The organism is Amycolatopsis sp. NPDC001319 (assembly GCF_042896185.1).
Classification (GTDB): domain Bacteria; phylum Actinomycetota; class Actinomycetes; order Mycobacteriales; family Pseudonocardiaceae; genus Amycolatopsis.
The window spans coordinates 603,726-618,871 of record NZ_JBIAWY010000003.1 but is presented as its reverse complement, the minus strand read 5'-3'; the positions used below and the strand labels follow the sequence as shown (position 1 = coordinate 618,871).

Below are 15,146 nucleotides of genomic sequence, written 5' to 3'. Positions count from 1 at the left end.
CGCAGTGGCAACGGGAGGCACGAAACAGCCCCGCCGGCATCGCGCCGGCGGGGCTGTTTTTCGATTGATCTACCAGCAAAAACTCAAGCCGGCGTAACCATCCCGCCCACGATCGCGGCGACATCCGCCAGCGCGACCTGCTGCTGTTCCCGCGTGGCCAGGCTGCGAACGGTCACGTTCCCACCGTCCCAGTCCTCCTGGCCCACGATCACCACGGCGGCGGCGCCGGCCTTGTCGGCGCGCGTCAGCTCCTTGCCCAGCTTGCGGTGCTCGATCGGGGTCGACGTGCGGAGGCCGGCGCGGCGCAGGGAGGTCGCGACCTGGCGGGCGGCGTCGGCGAGGTCCTCCGTGACCGGGATGACCATCACGTCCACCTCGTTGCGCGGGGCGGGCGTAAGGCCGTGGGTGTCGAGGAAGTCGATGAGCGTGACGTCGCCCATGCCGAAGCCGATGCCGGGGATGCGTTCCTTGGTGAAGAGCGACGCGAGGTCGCCGTAGCGGCCGCCGCCGAAGAGGGCGCGGCGGTTCTTCGGCGAGGTGTCGAAGACCTCGAACACCGTGGACGTGTAGTAGGCCAGCCCGCGCACGATCATCGGCTCGAACTTCACCAGGCTCGCGGCCGAGCTGGACAGCACGCGCACCAGGTTGGACCGCTCCTTGACCTCCGCGGGCAGCTCGTCGAGCAGCGCGGCGCCGGAGCCCAGGGCCTCGGTGAGCTTCTCGAACTGCTTGTCCGTGAGCCCGATCTCCTCGGCGGACGTGGCGTGCTCCTCCGCCGACGTCTTCTCCCAGCGGTCCACCAGGCCGAACACGGCCGGCAGGTGCTCCGGGGAGACGCCCACGACGTCGGTGAGCGCCGACGTCAGCAGGTTCCGGTCGTTCACGCGCACGGCGAACATGTCCGAAGACGCGCCCACCGACTGCATGAGGTCGTGGATGAGCTCGAACATCTCGATCTCGCAGTTCGCGCTCTCGGAACCGAAGATGTCCGCGTTGATCTGCCAGTGCTCGCGCACGCGGCCGCGCTGCGGGCGCTCGTAGCGGAAGCAGTTCGGGTGGCTGTACCAGCGCACGGGGAACGACAGCGACTTCGCGTTGCCGGCGATCATCCGGGCCACCGACGGCGTCATCTCCGGGCGCAGCGCGAGGCGCTCGCCACCCTTCGTCGTCAGCGTGTAGAGCTGCTGGTCGGCGATCTCCTGGCCCGACTTCCGCTCGTAGATCTCGGCGGGCTCCAGCACGGGACCGTCGTAGCGGAGGAAGCCGTAGCGCTCCAGCACTTCGTAGAGATGGCCGAACACCTGCGTGCGAACGGACATTTCGGCGGGGAGGAAGTCTCGGGTCCCCTTGACAGGCGCGGTCGACAGGTATTCAGGCACGTCATCAAGCTTAACGACCGCGCCCAACCGTTAGAGGAACGCCACCCCATACGCCGTGAGCAGCATCGCCGCACCCAGCAGCACGGCGCCGACCGTGGTGATCGACATGCCGACCCGCGTGCGCAGCATCGCCAGGAAGAACCCACCCGACTGCGCCAGTACGCCGAACAGCAGCAGGAAGCAGGCAACCCACCGCCCGGTATCGCACAGCCCGCTGCGGTCGAGCACCTGCAACGCCACCAGCGCGAGCACCAGCAGCACCCCCGCGTGCGCGTGGCCGGCGCGGAAGAAGCTCTTCTGCTGGTCGTTGAGCACCCCGCGCTTGAGCAGCCCCATCAGCGCGTAACCCCCGTACATCACGGTGGGCAGCGACACGAGGGCGATGACGGTGAACAGCTGGACCGGTCCGTGCATGGCTTTCTCCTCCCAGAGCGTTCCCCGGGAGCGTAACACTGTTTTAAAACACTGTCACGGTTAATGCCGCGCCCATCGTTGACCTCGGGATCGAGCACTCAGGCCCGCGTGAACCTCAACGTGAACGTCGCCCCGACACCCGGAACCCCCGCCGCCGCGATGGTGCCGCCGTGGCCTGTCACGACTTCGTGCACCAGGGCCAAGCCCAGGCCGAACCGGCGGCCCTCGCCCTGGCCGCCGTGGGCGAAGCGCTCGAACAGCCGCTCCGCGTCCCGTTGCGCGAAGCCGACTCCGGTGTCGGCGACGCGGATCTCGACGTGGCGATCGTCGGGGTTCTCCAGCGTCACCTCGATCGAGCCGCCCGGCGGGGTGTGGCCGATCGCGTTGTCCAGCAACGCCGACAGCACCCGCCGCAGTGCCGCGGGAACCCCTGGCACCACGTCGAGCAGCCCCGGCGAACGGCGCACCTCGATCCGCACCCGCCGGTCCCCCGCGCGCACGGCTTCGGCTTCCACTGCCTGTTCGGCCAGCAGACCCAGCTCCACCGGCTCCAGCAGTGGCCGCTCGTTGCACGCCTGCGTCGACAGCAGCAGGTCCTCCACGACCTCACCCAGCTCGCGCGTGCCCGACACCAGCAGGTCCAGGTCGTCCGACGGCACCGGCGCCACCCGCGCGCGGCGCGCCAGCAGCTGCGCGCGCGTGTGCAGGCGAGTGAGGGGCGCGCGCAGCTCGTGCGACGCGTCGGCGACGAAGGTGCGCTGGCGCCGCAACGCCTCGCCCAGCGGCCGGATCGCGCGCGCGGCCAGGACGTAGCCGCTGAAGACGGAAACCAGCAGCACCACCAGTTCCGCGATCACCAGGCCCATCAGCAGCTGCTGCCGGTCGGCGGCCTGGTAGCGCTGGTCGACGAAGATCTGCCACACCTGGCCGCCGTGGTCGACCGCGCGGACCGTGAACGTCGAGCCGGCCAGCTCCTGCTCCGTAGTCACGGAACTGCCGGGCGGAACGGCGGGCGCGGGCGGCGGCACGAACGGCAACGCGGCGGGCACGTGCCCGGCCGGCGTCACCAGGAACACGCAGCCCGGCGGCGTCGCCAACAGGCCCTGGGCCAGCGTGTAGTCGATCTGCCGGTCGACCTCCTCGCGCTGGCCGTGCACCAGCACCCAGTACGCGATGGCGCCGGCGGCGAGCACAACCAGCGTGATCACCACGGCGATCTGGCTCGCGATCGTCCGCCGCGCGCGCCGCAGCGCCCGCGCGTCGGGATCGACGATCACCGTCACATGGCCCCGATCTGGTACCCCAGGCCGTGGACGGTCTTCACCACCTCGCGCCCCAGCTTGCGCCTCAGGTAGTACACGTAGGTATCCACAATGGATTCCCCCGTCGAGTCGGCGAACACGTGGGTGCGCAGCGCCTCCCGCGGGTGGATGGCCTTCGGCCGCTGCGCGAGCGTGCGCAGCAGCTCGAATTCACGGCCCGACAGCGTCACGCGCTCGCCGCGGGACAGCACGACCTCGTGGCGCAGCAGGTCGAGCGCCGCCGTGCCCAGCGGCAGGCACTCGGCGCCGTCGAGATCCCGCCGGCACAACGCGCGCAGCCGGGCCAGCAGCTCGTCGGTCTCGAACGGTTTCACCAGGTAGTCGTCGGCGCCCGCGTCGAGACCGTGGACGCGGTCGGCCAGCTCGCCCAGCGCCGAAAGCACCAGCACGCGCGCGGTCACGGCCCGGCGCCGCAGCCCGGCGAGCACCTCCAGCCCATCCATCACCGGCAGCCGCCGGTCGAGGATGATCACGTCGTGGTGGCCGGTGAGGCCGCGGTGCAGGCCGCGCTGGCCGTCGTGGACGAGCTCGACCTCGTAGCCCTCGTCGGTGAGCAGCTCGGACAGCATTCCGGCCAGTTCACGATCGTCCTCCACGAGGAGCACTCGGGCTGCGGTTTCTGCCTCTTCGTGCACGTGTCCATACTCGCAGTCAGAGCGTCGATTGAACCCTCAACTTTCGTAGGGAATCGATCATTTACCCGCCGATTGGGCCGAAAGGAGGAACTCCGGCAGCTCATCGGACGAGTACTTCCGCCGATCCCGCCGGTCGAGCCAGCCGAGCACGGGCGAGGTCATGATCGTCGTCACCAGAGCCACCAGCACGAGCACGGTGAACAACGCCGGCGACACGATCCCCGCGGCCAGGCCGACGTTCAGCGCGATCAGCTGCATCAGCCCGCGCGCGTTCACGAGCACCCCGACGCGCAACGCGATCGGCTGCGGTTCCCCCGCCAGCCGCGCCGCGCCCCACGAGGCGCCGAGCTTCCCGATCACCGCGACCACCACGCAGACCACCGCGAACAGCAACAGGTTCGGGTCGGCCAGCAGCGCGAACCGTGTGTTGAGTCCGGAATAGGTGAAGAACAGCGGCAGGAACACGATCTGCCCGAGCGGCATGATCTTCGCCAGCACCTTGTCCGCCGCCTCGCCGCGCGGGAACGCGATGCCGATCACGAACGCGCCGAACACCGCGTAGAGCCCGATGGTGTCGGTGAACCACGCCGCCGCGAACAGGATCATGGCCGTCACGAGGATGCGCTGGCTTTCGCTCACCCGCGGGCTCGCCATGGTCTTCACGAGCACCCGCCGCACCACGAGCCACACGAGCAGCGCGAACAGCACCCCGCCACCGATCGCGGTCACGACCGGCCCCGCCGAGCCGGCGTGCATGCCGAGCACGACCGCCAGCAGGATCCACGCCAGCACGTCGTCGAGCGCGCCGCACGCCAGCGCGAGCGAGCCGAACCGCGTGCTGCCGAGGCCGCGTTCGGTGATGATCCGCGCGAGCATCGGAAACGCCGTGATCGCGATGGCCACCCCGACGAACGCCGCCGACACCACGGGCGAGACCCCGGGTTTGAGGATCCCGACCCAGCTCGCGCCGAGCACACTGACGCCGACTCCGAGCGCGAGCGGCACCACCGTGCCCGCGGCCGAGACCGCCGCCACCGACCGGGCCGAATCCTTGATGGAGCCCACGCGGAACTCGTAACCGGCCCCGAACATGTAGATCACGAGCCCGATCTGCCCGCCCAGGTACAGCAACGTGCGGACCGTGTCGGGGAACAGCGCCGCCTGCACGCCGGGCAGCACCAGCCCGAGCAGCGACGGTCCCAGCAACACCCCGGAGATCATCTCGCCCACCACCGGCGGCTGGCCCACCTTCACCGCGAGCGCGCTCACCAGCCGCACCACGGCGAGGATCACCACCACCGCCAGGAAGAACGCCGGCGCGGCCTCGGTCGGGGTCATCATTCGCCTCCGTGGTTCGCGAAGTAGTTCACGCACAAACGCTTCTGCCGCGCGTCGAGCACCATGTAGGTGCCGAACACGAGCTGGGCGAGGCTGCGCCACACGTCTTCCCAGCGGTCACGCACGGCGAGGTACGCCAGCGGGCCGCGGGTCGAGCGCGTCGAGCCACGCGGGGTGAGGAACACCGGGCCGCGGTTGGGGATCGAGCGCGTGTGGGCCGCGCTCGACGCGACGGAGTAGCGGCGCAGGAACTCCCGCGTCACCACGCGCATGGTGATCGGCGCGAGCCCGCGGGCCGGGCACGCGCGGTTCTGCGCGACGCCGAAGGGCAGGAAGTTCGCGTCCTTCTTCGACAATCCCGCGTGCGCCGGGCAACCGGCCGGCGGCTCCCAGCGCGACGGATCGAACTCCTCAGGCCGTTCGAAGCCGGCGTGGTGGAAGTCGGGGTAGCTGAACAGGAGCACGGTGCCCGCGTCGATCGTCGTGTCGTCGAGCTCGATGTCGCCGGTGGTGATGCGGTGGGCGATGCCGAAGAGCGGGTAGGTGCGCAGGCCTTCGTCGATCACGCGGTCGAGGTACTCGTCGTCGTCCGGGTTGGCCACCAGCCGCCGCTGCACGTCCGGGTGCTGCGCGATGATCATCAGCAGGTGCGCCATCGCCTCCGACATCTGCACCACGGCGGTGTTGAAGAACGTGCCTTGCAGGTAGAAGACCTGCTCGTCGCGTGTGAGCCGGGACGGCAGCGCGTGCGGGATGTCGCCGAGGCGGCGCCGCAGGTACTTCGTGAGCTTCGCGCGGCGGCGCATGTTGCGGGGCCGTACGCACTTCAGCGCGGAGACGACGTCGTCGGCGTGGCCCACGATGAGGTCGCGCGCCTCGGGCGGGCACGGTTCGCCGAACACCAGCTCGTAGTACAGCTCGGCCCAGATCGGCATCATCTCGTCGCGCAACCGGATCAGCCGGCCGTCACCGACCTCCAGGCCGTCGAGCACGTGCTCGGTCACGCGGCGCGTGAGCTCCTCCGACTCCGCGCGCGTCTTCACGAGGATGTGGCGCGTGGTCTTGGCGACCTCGTCGTAACGCGGTCCCGCTTCCAGGTGCTCCTGGTGGACCTCGGGTCCGGGCGCGAGCCAGTACCAGAACAGGTCCGACAGCGCCGCGCCCTTGCTGCGCCCATTGGCCGCCGGATCGGCGTACACCCGGCGAAAGTTCTCGACGCCCACGCGGTCGCCGGGGATCGGCAGGCCTTCCTCGCCGTTGACCAGTGCAAAGATCTTCACCCGCAACGCGACCACGCGGCCGGGCAGCCACTTCGGCAGCGAACCGACGAGCCCGGCCGCCAGCGCCGCCGTGAGCAGGCGCCTCATCGGACGAGGTCCGCGGTCAGGTCGCCGAGTGCGGTGGCCCCGCACAGCGCGAGCGTGTGGTCGGTCTCTTCCCGGAGGCGTTCCAGCACTTCCGTCACCCCTTCCTCACCCGCCGCGGCGAGGCCCCACACCACGGGCCGGCCGACGCCGACGGCGGTGGCGCCCAGCGCGAGCGCCTTCACCACGTCGGTGCCCCGCCGCACACCGCCGTCGAGCACGAGCGGGATCGCGCCCGCCACGGCCTCGGCCAGCGCGGGCAGAGCGTCCACAGTAGACACGGCGGTGTCGAGCTGACGGCCGCCGTGGTTCGACACCACGAGCCCGTCGACGCCCGCCTCCACCGCGAGGCGGGCGTCGTCCGGGTGCAGCACTCCCTTGAGCAGCACGGGAAGCGCCGTCGTCCGCTTGAGCCAGGCGACGTGCTCCCATGTGAACTCGGCCGACATCTCGATGTCGCGCACGCGACCCGAGCCGTCACGCAGGTTCTCCACGACCAGCCCGGGCGGCAGGTCGTGGAACCCGTTGCGGTGGTCGCGTTCGCGCCGGCCGAACACCGGCGAGTCGACCGTGACCACGAACGCCCGCACGCCCGCGCGTTCGGCCCGGCGCACCACGGACTCCGTGAACTCCAGGTCCGGCTGCAGGTACAGCTGGAACCACAGCGCCGGGTCGGCCGCGGCCTGGCGCGCAGCGGCGGCGATGTCCTCGACGGCCGTGGTCGCGGCCATGCTCACCACCAGCACCGTGCCGGCCTTCGCCACCGCGCGAGCCGTCGCCAGCTCGCCTTCGGGGTGCGCGAGCCGGTGGAACGCAGTCGGCGACACCAGCACCGGCATCGACAGCGGCGAGCCCACCAGCTCCGTCGCCAGGTCGCGCTTGGCCGCGCCCCGCAGCACGCGGGGCACGAGCACACGCCGGGAAAACGCCTCTTCGTTGGCCCGCAGCGTCAGCTCGTCGCCGGCGGCACCCGCGTAGAAGTCGTAGTGCACCGGGTCGAGCCGCTCGCGCGCCGCGGCCTCGAGCTCCGCGATCGTGCGCACGGCTCAGGCCAGCTGGCCGGTGAAGAACTTCGTGAGCGCCTCCACGTGCACGGGCCGGTCCCACTCGTTGTCGAGGTTCTCCGTCACGTGGTGGGTGGCCACGAGCTCGCCGCGCCGGTAGTGGCGGACGATCGGGTGCAGGTAGTGGCCCTCGCCGCTGTCGTTGGCGACGTCCTGGCTCGCCCGCTTCACGGTGAAGTCGAACGGGTCGACCTTGTCGTGGTCGGGGCCGTAGTCGAGCGTGATGAGGAACGCGTTCTCGGCTTCGCTGAGCGGAGTGTCGGCGAAGCGGGCCACCGGCATCTCTTCGAGGTAACGCGCCTGGCCGCCCTCGACGACGAGGACGTCGGCGAGGAACCCGAACTGCTGGAACAGCCCCGACGTGCGGTTGATCCGCTTGAGCACGGCGTCGACCAGCTCACCGGTCTCGGCCTTGAGCACGGTCTGCGGCCACTCGTTGTCGTGGTAGCGCTCTTCGAGCACCTTCGACAGCGCGCGCACGCCGTAGCGGAAGCCGTGGATGAAGGCGCTGGTGGCCTTCTTGAAGTCGCGGACCTGCGTGATCGTGCCGGCGAAGTAGAGGCCGGGCACGTTCACCGACTCCCACGACGACGTCTGCGCCGGGAAGCGGCCGTTGATCGCGAGCTCGGGGCGGCAGTCCTCGTCGAACATCGAGGCGTCGAAGCGGAAGCCGGTGGCGGCGATCACGCGGTCGTAGCGGATCTCCTTCACCACCTCGTCGGCGCGGGCGAAGGCGAACTTCACGTGGTAGCCGTCTTCGTCCTTGCGGATCTCACGCACGTCGCCGTCGAGGATCGCGTGCTGCAGCTTGAGCTGGTACATGTCGAGCACGCCGGCGTTGAACGCGCGCAGGTGGCCGACGAAGTGCGTGCGCCAGGCCAGCTTCACTGGGCGCGGACCGGCGACGTGCAGCACCGCCGCGTACGCGTTCACGCTATCGGCGGTCTCGAAGGCCGAGTTGCCCTTGCCGAGGATGAGCACGCGCTTGTTGGTGAACTGCGCGGGGTCGGTGTCGAAGTCGGCGTACTGGTCGACCAGCTCCATGCCCGGAACGTCGGGGATGTACGGCTTCGTCACGCCCGTCGCCATGATCAGGCGCTTCGTGGTGTAGGTGTTTCCGTCGCCGTCAGTGAGCGTGAAGAGAGCGCTTTCCGCGTCACGGCCGATCCGCGTCACCCGGGTGCCGTAGCGGATGGCGATCTTGTGCTTCGCCGCGTAGTCGGCGGTGTAACGCAGGAACGTCTCGGCCGGCGGGAAGAGTTCGGCGCTGTAGTCGGTGAACAGCAGGGGGTCGGGACCGTCGTCGAGGAGTGAATTCCAGTCGACGCGCAGGTTGAGCTCGGGGTCGGTCCAGCCGGTGTGCTTCTTGTTCACCGAGATCAGCGTGCGGTGACGCGGGAACCTCGTGAAGAACGTGGCCGGCGTGCTGCCCGCTTCGAGGACGAGGTAGCGGTGGCCTGCCTGTTCGAGCTGCCGGCCGAGCTGCAGGCCCGCGGGCCCCGCGCCGACCACCAGATAGTCCAGAACGTCGTCCACCACACCGGCCTCCAGCCTCGATCTTCGCCTGACGGCCGACAGCCTGATCCGGAGATCTCAGAAAAGGCTCAGAGATCCCGATCAGCGGGCGGGCGAAAATCCGGGAAGGGCACCTCGCGGGAACCACTGTCCCTCGAGGTACCCTTCACCGTTGGTGGCTCAGCGTGACAGCAGCTTCATCGCCGTCTCGGAGTAGCGCGGGCCGGCCACTTCGGCGGCGGGCACGGCGGTCTCGATCGCCCGGATGTCCTCTTCGGACAGTTCGAGCGCGACGGCACCGACGTTCTCTTCGAGGTACTTGCGCCGCTTCGTCCCCGGGATCGGCACCACGTCCTCGCCGCGGGCCTGTACCCAGGCGAGCGCGAGCTGCCCCGCGGTCACACCCTTCTCCTTGGCCAGCGCCCGCAGCGCCTCGACCATCGCGAGGTTCTTCGCCAGGTTCTCGTCCGCGAAGCGCGGCTGCGTCTGGCGGCGGAAGTCGTCCTCGCCGAAGTCCGCGGCGGAGGTGAACTTGCCGGTCAGGAACCCGCGGCCCAGCGGCGAGTACGGCACCAGGCCGATGCCGAGCTCGCGGCACGCCGGCACCACGGCGTCCTCGATGTCGCGCGACCACAGCGACCACTCCGTCTGCACGGCCGAGATCGGGTGCACGGCGTGGGCGCGGCGGATCGTCTCGGCGCCGGCCTCGGACAGGCCGAGGTGGCGCACCTTGCCCTGCTGCACCAGCTCGGCCATGGCCCCGACCGTCTCCTCGATGGGCACGTTCGGGTCCACGCGGTGCTGGTAGTAGAGATCGATGTGGTCGATCCCCAGGCGCCGCAACGAGTTCTCCACGGCCTCGCGCACGTACGCCGCGTCGCCGCGCACCCCGCGCTTGCTCGGGTCCTCGGGGTCGCGTACGAAGCCGAACTTCGTCGCGAGCACGACCTGATCGCGCCGGTCGGCGATCGCGCGGCCGACGAGCTCTTCGTTGGCCCCCATGCCGTACATGTCGGCGGTGTCGAGCAGGGTCACGCCCAGCTCCAGCGCGCGGTGGATGGTGGCGATCGACTCGGTGTCGTCACCCTCGCCGTAGAACTCGCTCATCCCCATGCAGCCGAGGCCCTGCGCGCTCACTTCGAGCGTGCCGAGGCGGCGGGCGGGCAGCGTCATGTCGTCTCCCGATTAGTGAAGTGGCGGTTGCTCATTTGCCGGCGGCCCGCGCGAGCCGCTCGGGGTAGCGAGCCCCGGCCACGGCGTCGGCCGGAGCCGCCTGCTCGATCGCGGCGATGTCCTCTTCGGACAGTTCCAGCTGCGCCGCGGCGACGTTCTCTTCCAGGTACTTGCGTCGCTTCGTCCCCGGGATCGGCACCACGTCGTTACCCTGGGCCTGCACCCACGCGAGCGCGAGCTGCCCGGCGGTCACGCCCTTCTGCTCGGCCAGCGCGCGCAGAGCGTCCACAATGGCCATGTTCCGCTCGAAGTTCCCGTCGGCGAAGCGCGGCATCCCGCGGCGCATGTCGTCTTCGGGCAGGTCCTTCACCGACGTCACGGCGCCGGTCAGGAAACCGCGGCCCAGCGGCGAGAACGGCACCACACCGATGCCCAGCTCACGGCAGGTCGCGAGGATCTCGTCCTCGATGCCACGGGTCCACAGCGACCACTCGCTCTGCAGTGCCGTGACCGGGTGCACCGCGTGGGCGCGGCGGATCGTGTCGGCGTTCGCCTCGGAAATCCCGGCGTAGCGGATCTTTCCGGCGGCCACCAGCTCGGCCAGCGCGCCCCACGTCTCCTCGACGGGCGTGTCCGGGTCCACGCGGTGCTGGTAGTAGAGGTCGATGTGGTCGACGCCCAGGCGCTGCAGCGACTCGTCGCAGCACTGCTTCACGTACGCGGCGTCGCCGCGCGCGCTCATGCCGCCGTCCTTCCAGACGATGCCGAACTTGGTGGCGAGCACCACCTGGTCGCGCCGGTCCGCGATCGCGCGGCCGACCAGCTTCTCGTTCTCCCCCGCGCCGTACACGTTGGCCGTGTCCAGCAGCGTCACGCCCAGCTCCAGGGCGCGGTGCACGGTGGCGATCGACTCGCCCTCGTCGTCGCGCACCCCGTACGCCTGGCTCATCCCCATGCAGCCCAGCCCCTGGGCGCTTACTTCCAGCTCACCGAGTTTCCTCGTAGCGATCACGCGGAGATCTCCTCCATGGCGGACACGTGGCCGAGGACCTTGCGTTCCACCTGGTCGTAGTTGCTGATCTTGTAGTCCAGAATGTCCAGGCAACCCTGGAGCTCGGCGATCCGGTCGGCGACCGACTGGCGTTGCTCCACGAGGATCGCCTTGCGGCGTCCGGCGCTCGCGACGCCGTGGCGCCGCAGTGACGCGTACTCGCGCATGCTCTTGATGGGCATGCCGGTGAGCCGCAGCTTGGTGAGGAACCCGAGCCAGTTCAGATCGTCGTCCGAATACGCGCGCCGCCCCGCCGCGTCGCGGGCCGGCGGGTCCAGGAGCTTGATCCGCTCGTAGTACCGAAGGGTGTCGATCGACAGGCCGCTACGTCGTGCGGCTTCCGCTATCGAGTAGCTCATGCGCTCGACAGTACGACCTGGAGTGCGCTCCAGGTCAAATCCCGACCGGGTGGGGTGATGCCTGGATTGTGCAGGTCAGCAGGCGACCGGCGCCACAATGTCGGCCCCGTGGAGCGGATCGGCCGAGGCGGAACCGGTTCCCGCACCCAAGATCACCCCGCGAAGGGTCGCGTACCGTAACACCGTTGCGTTACCCTGAGCACATGCCCCGTCCCCGTACGCACGACGAAGCCCTCCGGCTGAAGCTGCTGGACCGGGCCGGCGAGCTGATCTCCGCCGACGGCCCCAAGGCCCTGTCCCTGCGCAAACTGGCCGCCGACGCCGGGACGTCGACCACGGCCGTGTACTCGCTGTTCGGCAGCAAGCCCGACCTGGTCAACGCGCTGTACGTCGAGGGCTTCCGCCGCTTCGGCGCGCGGCTGAACGCCGTGGCGCGGACCGCCGACGCCGTCGCGGACCTGGTGCGCCTCGGTGTCGCCTACCGCGCGAGCGCGCAGGCGGATCCGCACCTGTACGCGATCATGTTCACCCGCTCCGTGCCCGGCTTCGAGCCCAACGCCGAGGCCGACCGCCAGGCCCGCGCGACCCTCGAGCCACTCGAGGACGCCGTGCGGCGGGGCATCGCGTCGGGGCAGCTCGTCGACGTCGCGCCCGAGGTGATCGTCGTCAGCTCGTGGGGCATCGCCCACGGGCTGGTGTCTCTGGAGCTGTCGGGGAACCTGCCGCCGGAGTTCAGCGTGGGCGGCGCGTATGAGGAAGCGTTGCGCGCCAACGCTTCCGGCTGGCTGAAGTGACCGAACCCGGCGTGAGCGCCACGGCGCTGATGATCGCCGCCGCCCGCGCCATAGAGACCAACCGCCCCGACGGCCTCATCCGCGACGAGTGGGCCGAACGCTTCGTCCGCGCGGGCGCGGTGGATCTGCCCACCCGCATCGAGGACGTCGAACAGGGCGACGCCGACCCGCTCTGGGGCCGCGGCGGCGCCTACTCCGGCCTGCGCACCCGCGTCTTCGACGACTTCCTCCTGGCCGCGAGCAAAACCGTCACCCAGGCCGTGCTGCTCGGCTCCGGTCTCGACAGCCGCGCCTGGCGCCTCGACCTGCCCGCCGGCCTGCGGTTCTTCGAGCTCGACCGCACCGACGTCCTCGGTTTCAAACGCCGCGTCCTCGCCGGCGCGGCGCCGCGGGTTCGCCACGAGTTCCTGGTCGCCGACCTCACCGACGACTGGGCCGCCGTGCTCACCGACGCCGGCTTCGAGCCCGGCGAGCCCACCGCGTGGCTCGTCGAAGGCGTGCTGCCCTACCTCTCCGGCGCCGCCGAGGCCCGGCTGATGGCCACCGTCGACCGCCTTTCCGCGCCCGACAGCCAGATCGGCTACGAAATCGTGCTCGGCCAGGAAGACGAGTCCCTGCGCTCCCACGACCTCTACGCCGCCACCGAGGCCGGCACTGGCACCAACATCGGCCGCCTCTTCGACGACGGCACCCGCCCCGACTCGGCCGCCTCCCTGCGCGCCGCCGGCTGGACGGTCACCAGCTCCCCCGTCGCCGACTTCACCACCCGCTACGGCCGCGGCCCCGACCCGACCGTCGACGACCCGATCGCCCAGATCCGCTGGGTGATGGGGTCGAAGCCGGTCAGAACAGCTTGAGCGACGCCTCGATCACCAAGTTGCCCGCGGCGTCGTAGGCCTTCACATTGGTCCTGGCGTCCACTGTGGACGAATTGTCGGCGTCGGTGTGCCAGACCGCGAACGTCCCGTGCGCCACCGTCGCATCCCTCGGCGTCCCTCCCGGGTAGGTGACCGAAACCCTCGTCACGTTGTCCGGCACGCCCCCGGCGAGCACGAGCCGCTCCGGCTCGCCCGTGTCCTTCACCGGCGCTGACACGGGGATAAGCGCAGCGCCGCCGGCGCCCGCCTTCAGCTCCTGCACCGAGGAAGGGTCGATCGCGTAGTAGGTCGCTCCGGCCCGTCCCGGATACGGTCGCGCCGAGCAGGCCAGCATGTGCTGCCCCAGCCGGGCGACGACCAGCTTGCGGTCGTTCCAGGTGAGGTACGGCCCGGCGACGTAGGCGCCTCGGTCGGGCACCTGCTGTGGAGCGGACGCGAGGCATTCGTCGAGGAACCTGCCGGCCTCGGACCGGCGATCCGCCGACGCCGGCCGGTCGACCCTGATGGTGAGCGCGGCCGGGGCCGAGACGAGGGCGGACGGGTCCACCTCGCTGCCATCCGGCCCCAGGGCGAGCCGCACCGCCGGGCCCGCGCCCGTGAACAACGCGAACTGGTGCGACAGCGGCGAGACCCACTCTGCCGTCGGCCCGTCCGGCTGCAGCGTCACGTCGGGCGTGACGGCCCGCACGCCCTGCCACGCCGGGTCCGCCATCCCCGCCACCAGGCCGTCGGCCGTGCGCAGGTACACCTTGGCCTGGGACCCGGGCACGGGCGAAGGAACCGCGTCGGGGTCCGAGACGGTCACCGTCGTCGCGGTCGTCTCGCAGAACAGCGGCCGGCCGTCGATCATCGCCGCGGTCAGGGTCGCGGCGCCGTGGCTCAGGATGAACGGGATGTCCCACGCGCTCGGATCGGCGATGGTCGGGTAGTAGGGCTTCATCGCGTTCCAGCAGCGGTCGAGCATGTCGTGGCCCGGGTCGCGCGGTCTGGCGGGAGCGAGCGGACCCGCCGAGTCATCGCGCGGTACGCCGGCCGCGAACACGACACCGGTGGCCACCACCACGACGGCCGCCGCCACGAGCCACACGGAACGCCGCCGGTGAGCGGGCCTCTTCTCCTCGGCGAGCCCGGCCCGTACCCGCAGCCGGATGCGGTCGCGCACCTCGGGCGGGAGTTCGCGGCGCGGCGGGAGGTTGTCGATCATTTGTCCTCCAGAGTCTTGTCGTCGAGGAGGGCACGCAGGTGGGCTCGCGCCCGGGACAGGTGCGAGCGGACGGTGACCTCGGCGACTTCGAGCAGCGCCGCCGCGTCGGCGGTCGGCAGGTCGCCCAGCAGGCACAGCTCCACGACCTGGCGCTGCGCCTTCGGCAATCCGGAGACGGCCTCGATGATTTCTTTCAGGCGTGCTTCGCCGTCGAGCTGGGCCGCGACTTCGTCGGCGTGATCCGACACCGCCGGCGGCTCGGGGATGCGCGTCAGCAACCGCAGACGACGGCGCGCGCCGCGGTGTTCCGTGCGGGCGAGGTTGCCCGCGACCGTGTACAGCCACGGCAACGCGCTGTCCCTGATCAGCTTCAGCTCGGCCCGCTTGCGCCAGGCGATCAGGAACGTGTTCGACGTCAGGTCCTCGGCCACCGCCCACGACCCGGTCAACCGGTAGGCGTGGTTCCACACCGCCTGCGCGTGGCGTTCGAACAGCTCGCCGAACGCCCTCTCGTCCCCGCCTGCCGCGCGCCCGAAGAGCTCGGCGTCCACGGTCACCCCTTGGATGGTCACACCGGGAAGTGGCCGGGAACCTCGGAAGTGTTGTGGGTGTCTTTCTGGTGGTTCAGGCCGCTTGGTTCAGTACGGCTTGGTTCA

Annotated in this window: 15 protein-coding genes; 2 read left to right on the top strand and 13 right to left on the bottom strand. The window is 70.5% G+C overall.

The window, feature by feature from the left end; translation table 11 throughout:
* Positions 1–83: 83 nt before the first annotated feature.
* The 11 genes from hisS to ACFY1H_RS13445 all read right to left on the bottom strand — a co-directional run bounded on the left by hisS (position 84) and on the right by ACFY1H_RS13445 (position 11,614).
* Entirely contained in the window at positions 84–1,379 is a 1,296-nt protein-coding gene (hisS, locus tag ACFY1H_RS13495; RefSeq protein ID WP_366575494.1) for a histidine--tRNA ligase, read from the bottom strand.
* A gap of 30 nt (positions 1,380–1,409) precedes the next feature.
* Positions 1,410–1,793, bottom strand: coding sequence for a hypothetical protein (locus ACFY1H_RS13490; protein WP_366575495.1), 384 nt, complete (start codon positions 1,791–1,793; stop codon positions 1,410–1,412).
* 98 nt (positions 1,794–1,891) lie between these two features.
* On the bottom strand, positions 1,892–3,070 hold the full coding sequence (locus ACFY1H_RS13485; RefSeq protein ID WP_386946539.1) for a sensor histidine kinase: 1,179 nt from the start codon (positions 3,068–3,070) through the stop codon (positions 1,892–1,894).
* A 2-nt stretch (positions 3,071–3,072) separates the two neighbouring features.
* The gene (locus tag ACFY1H_RS13480) at positions 3,073–3,720 is read right to left on the bottom strand and encodes a response regulator transcription factor (protein ID WP_386946885.1); all 648 of its coding nucleotides are present in this window, start codon (positions 3,718–3,720) and stop codon (positions 3,073–3,075) included.
* An 87-nt stretch (positions 3,721–3,807) separates the two neighbouring features.
* Positions 3,808–5,088, bottom strand: a complete 1,281-nt coding sequence (locus tag ACFY1H_RS13475; RefSeq protein WP_386946537.1) for a cation:proton antiporter — start codon at positions 5,086–5,088, stop codon at positions 3,808–3,810.
* Positions 5,088–6,446 (bottom strand): cytochrome P450, encoded by a 1,359-nt coding sequence (locus ACFY1H_RS13470; protein ID WP_386946883.1) that lies wholly within the window; start codon positions 6,444–6,446, stop codon positions 5,088–5,090. The genes ACFY1H_RS13475 and ACFY1H_RS13470 overlap by 1 nt, the downstream gene beginning before the upstream one ends.
* Before the next feature lie 5 nt (positions 6,447–6,451).
* The gene (locus ACFY1H_RS13465) at positions 6,452–7,495 is read right to left on the bottom strand and encodes an alpha-hydroxy acid oxidase (RefSeq protein ID WP_366575504.1); all 1,044 of its coding nucleotides are present in this window, start codon (positions 7,493–7,495) and stop codon (positions 6,452–6,454) included.
* Between the two features lie 3 nt (positions 7,496–7,498).
* Complete coding sequence (locus tag ACFY1H_RS13460) at positions 7,499–9,055, bottom strand: NAD(P)-binding domain-containing protein (RefSeq protein WP_366575505.1); 1,557 nt, start codon at positions 9,053–9,055, stop codon at positions 7,499–7,501.
* Between the two features lie 156 nt (positions 9,056–9,211).
* Positions 9,212–10,204 (bottom strand): aldo/keto reductase, encoded by a 993-nt coding sequence (locus ACFY1H_RS13455; protein ID WP_386946535.1) that lies wholly within the window; start codon positions 10,202–10,204, stop codon positions 9,212–9,214.
* A gap of 31 nt (positions 10,205–10,235) precedes the next feature.
* Positions 10,236–11,216 carry an aldo/keto reductase gene (locus tag ACFY1H_RS13450; RefSeq protein WP_366575507.1) on the bottom strand — a complete coding sequence of 327 codons (981 nt, stop codon included), beginning with the start codon at positions 11,214–11,216 and terminating at the stop codon, positions 10,236–10,238.
* Positions 11,213–11,614 carry a MerR family transcriptional regulator gene (locus ACFY1H_RS13445; protein WP_220246259.1) on the bottom strand — a complete coding sequence of 134 codons (402 nt, stop codon included), beginning with the start codon at positions 11,612–11,614 and terminating at the stop codon, positions 11,213–11,215. Before ACFY1H_RS13445 ends, ACFY1H_RS13450 begins: the two co-directional genes overlap by 4 nt.
* 203 nt (positions 11,615–11,817) lie before the next feature.
* Between ACFY1H_RS13445 and ACFY1H_RS13440 the strand changes: the two genes are divergently transcribed.
* Positions 11,818–12,408 carry a TetR/AcrR family transcriptional regulator gene (locus ACFY1H_RS13440; RefSeq protein WP_366575508.1) on the top strand — a complete coding sequence of 197 codons (591 nt, stop codon included), beginning with the start codon at positions 11,818–11,820 and terminating at the stop codon, positions 12,406–12,408.
* Positions 12,405–13,265, top strand: a complete 861-nt coding sequence (locus ACFY1H_RS13435) for an SAM-dependent methyltransferase (RefSeq protein ID WP_386946532.1) — start codon at positions 12,405–12,407, stop codon at positions 13,263–13,265. Before ACFY1H_RS13440 ends, ACFY1H_RS13435 begins: the two co-directional genes overlap by 4 nt.
* On the opposite strand, the gene ACFY1H_RS13430 is transcribed toward ACFY1H_RS13435, so the two are convergent.
* Complete coding sequence (locus tag ACFY1H_RS13430) at positions 13,252–14,490, bottom strand: hypothetical protein (protein ID WP_366575511.1); 1,239 nt, start codon at positions 14,488–14,490, stop codon at positions 13,252–13,254. The genes ACFY1H_RS13435 and ACFY1H_RS13430 overlap by 14 nt on opposite strands.
* Positions 14,487–15,047 carry an RNA polymerase sigma factor gene (locus tag ACFY1H_RS13425; RefSeq protein ID WP_366575512.1) on the bottom strand — a complete coding sequence of 187 codons (561 nt, stop codon included), beginning with the start codon at positions 15,045–15,047 and terminating at the stop codon, positions 14,487–14,489. The genes ACFY1H_RS13430 and ACFY1H_RS13425 overlap by 4 nt, the downstream gene beginning before the upstream one ends.
* Positions 15,048–15,146 lie beyond the last annotated feature (99 nt).

Bases quoted from the DNA above. Each gene is read 5' to 3' on its own strand.
- ACFY1H_RS13430 (WP_366575511.1), bottom strand. From the start codon at position 14,490: ATGATCGACAACCTCCCGCCGCGCCGCGAACTCCCGCCCGAGGTGCGC.
- ACFY1H_RS13440 (WP_366575508.1), top strand. From the start codon at position 11,818: ATGCCCCGTCCCCGTACGCACGACGAAGCCCTCCGGCTGAAGCTGCTG.
- ACFY1H_RS13445 (WP_220246259.1), bottom strand. From the start codon at position 11,614: ATGAGCTACTCGATAGCGGAAGCCGCACGACGTAGCGGCCTGTCGATC.
- ACFY1H_RS13455 (WP_386946535.1), bottom strand. From the start codon at position 10,204: ATGACGCTGCCCGCCCGCCGCCTCGGCACGCTCGAAGTGAGCGCGCAG.
- ACFY1H_RS13490 (WP_366575495.1), bottom strand. From the start codon at position 1,793: ATGCACGGACCGGTCCAGCTGTTCACCGTCATCGCCCTCGTGTCGCTG.
- ACFY1H_RS13475 (WP_386946537.1), bottom strand. From the start codon at position 5,088: ATGACCCCGACCGAGGCCGCGCCGGCGTTCTTCCTGGCGGTGGTGGTG.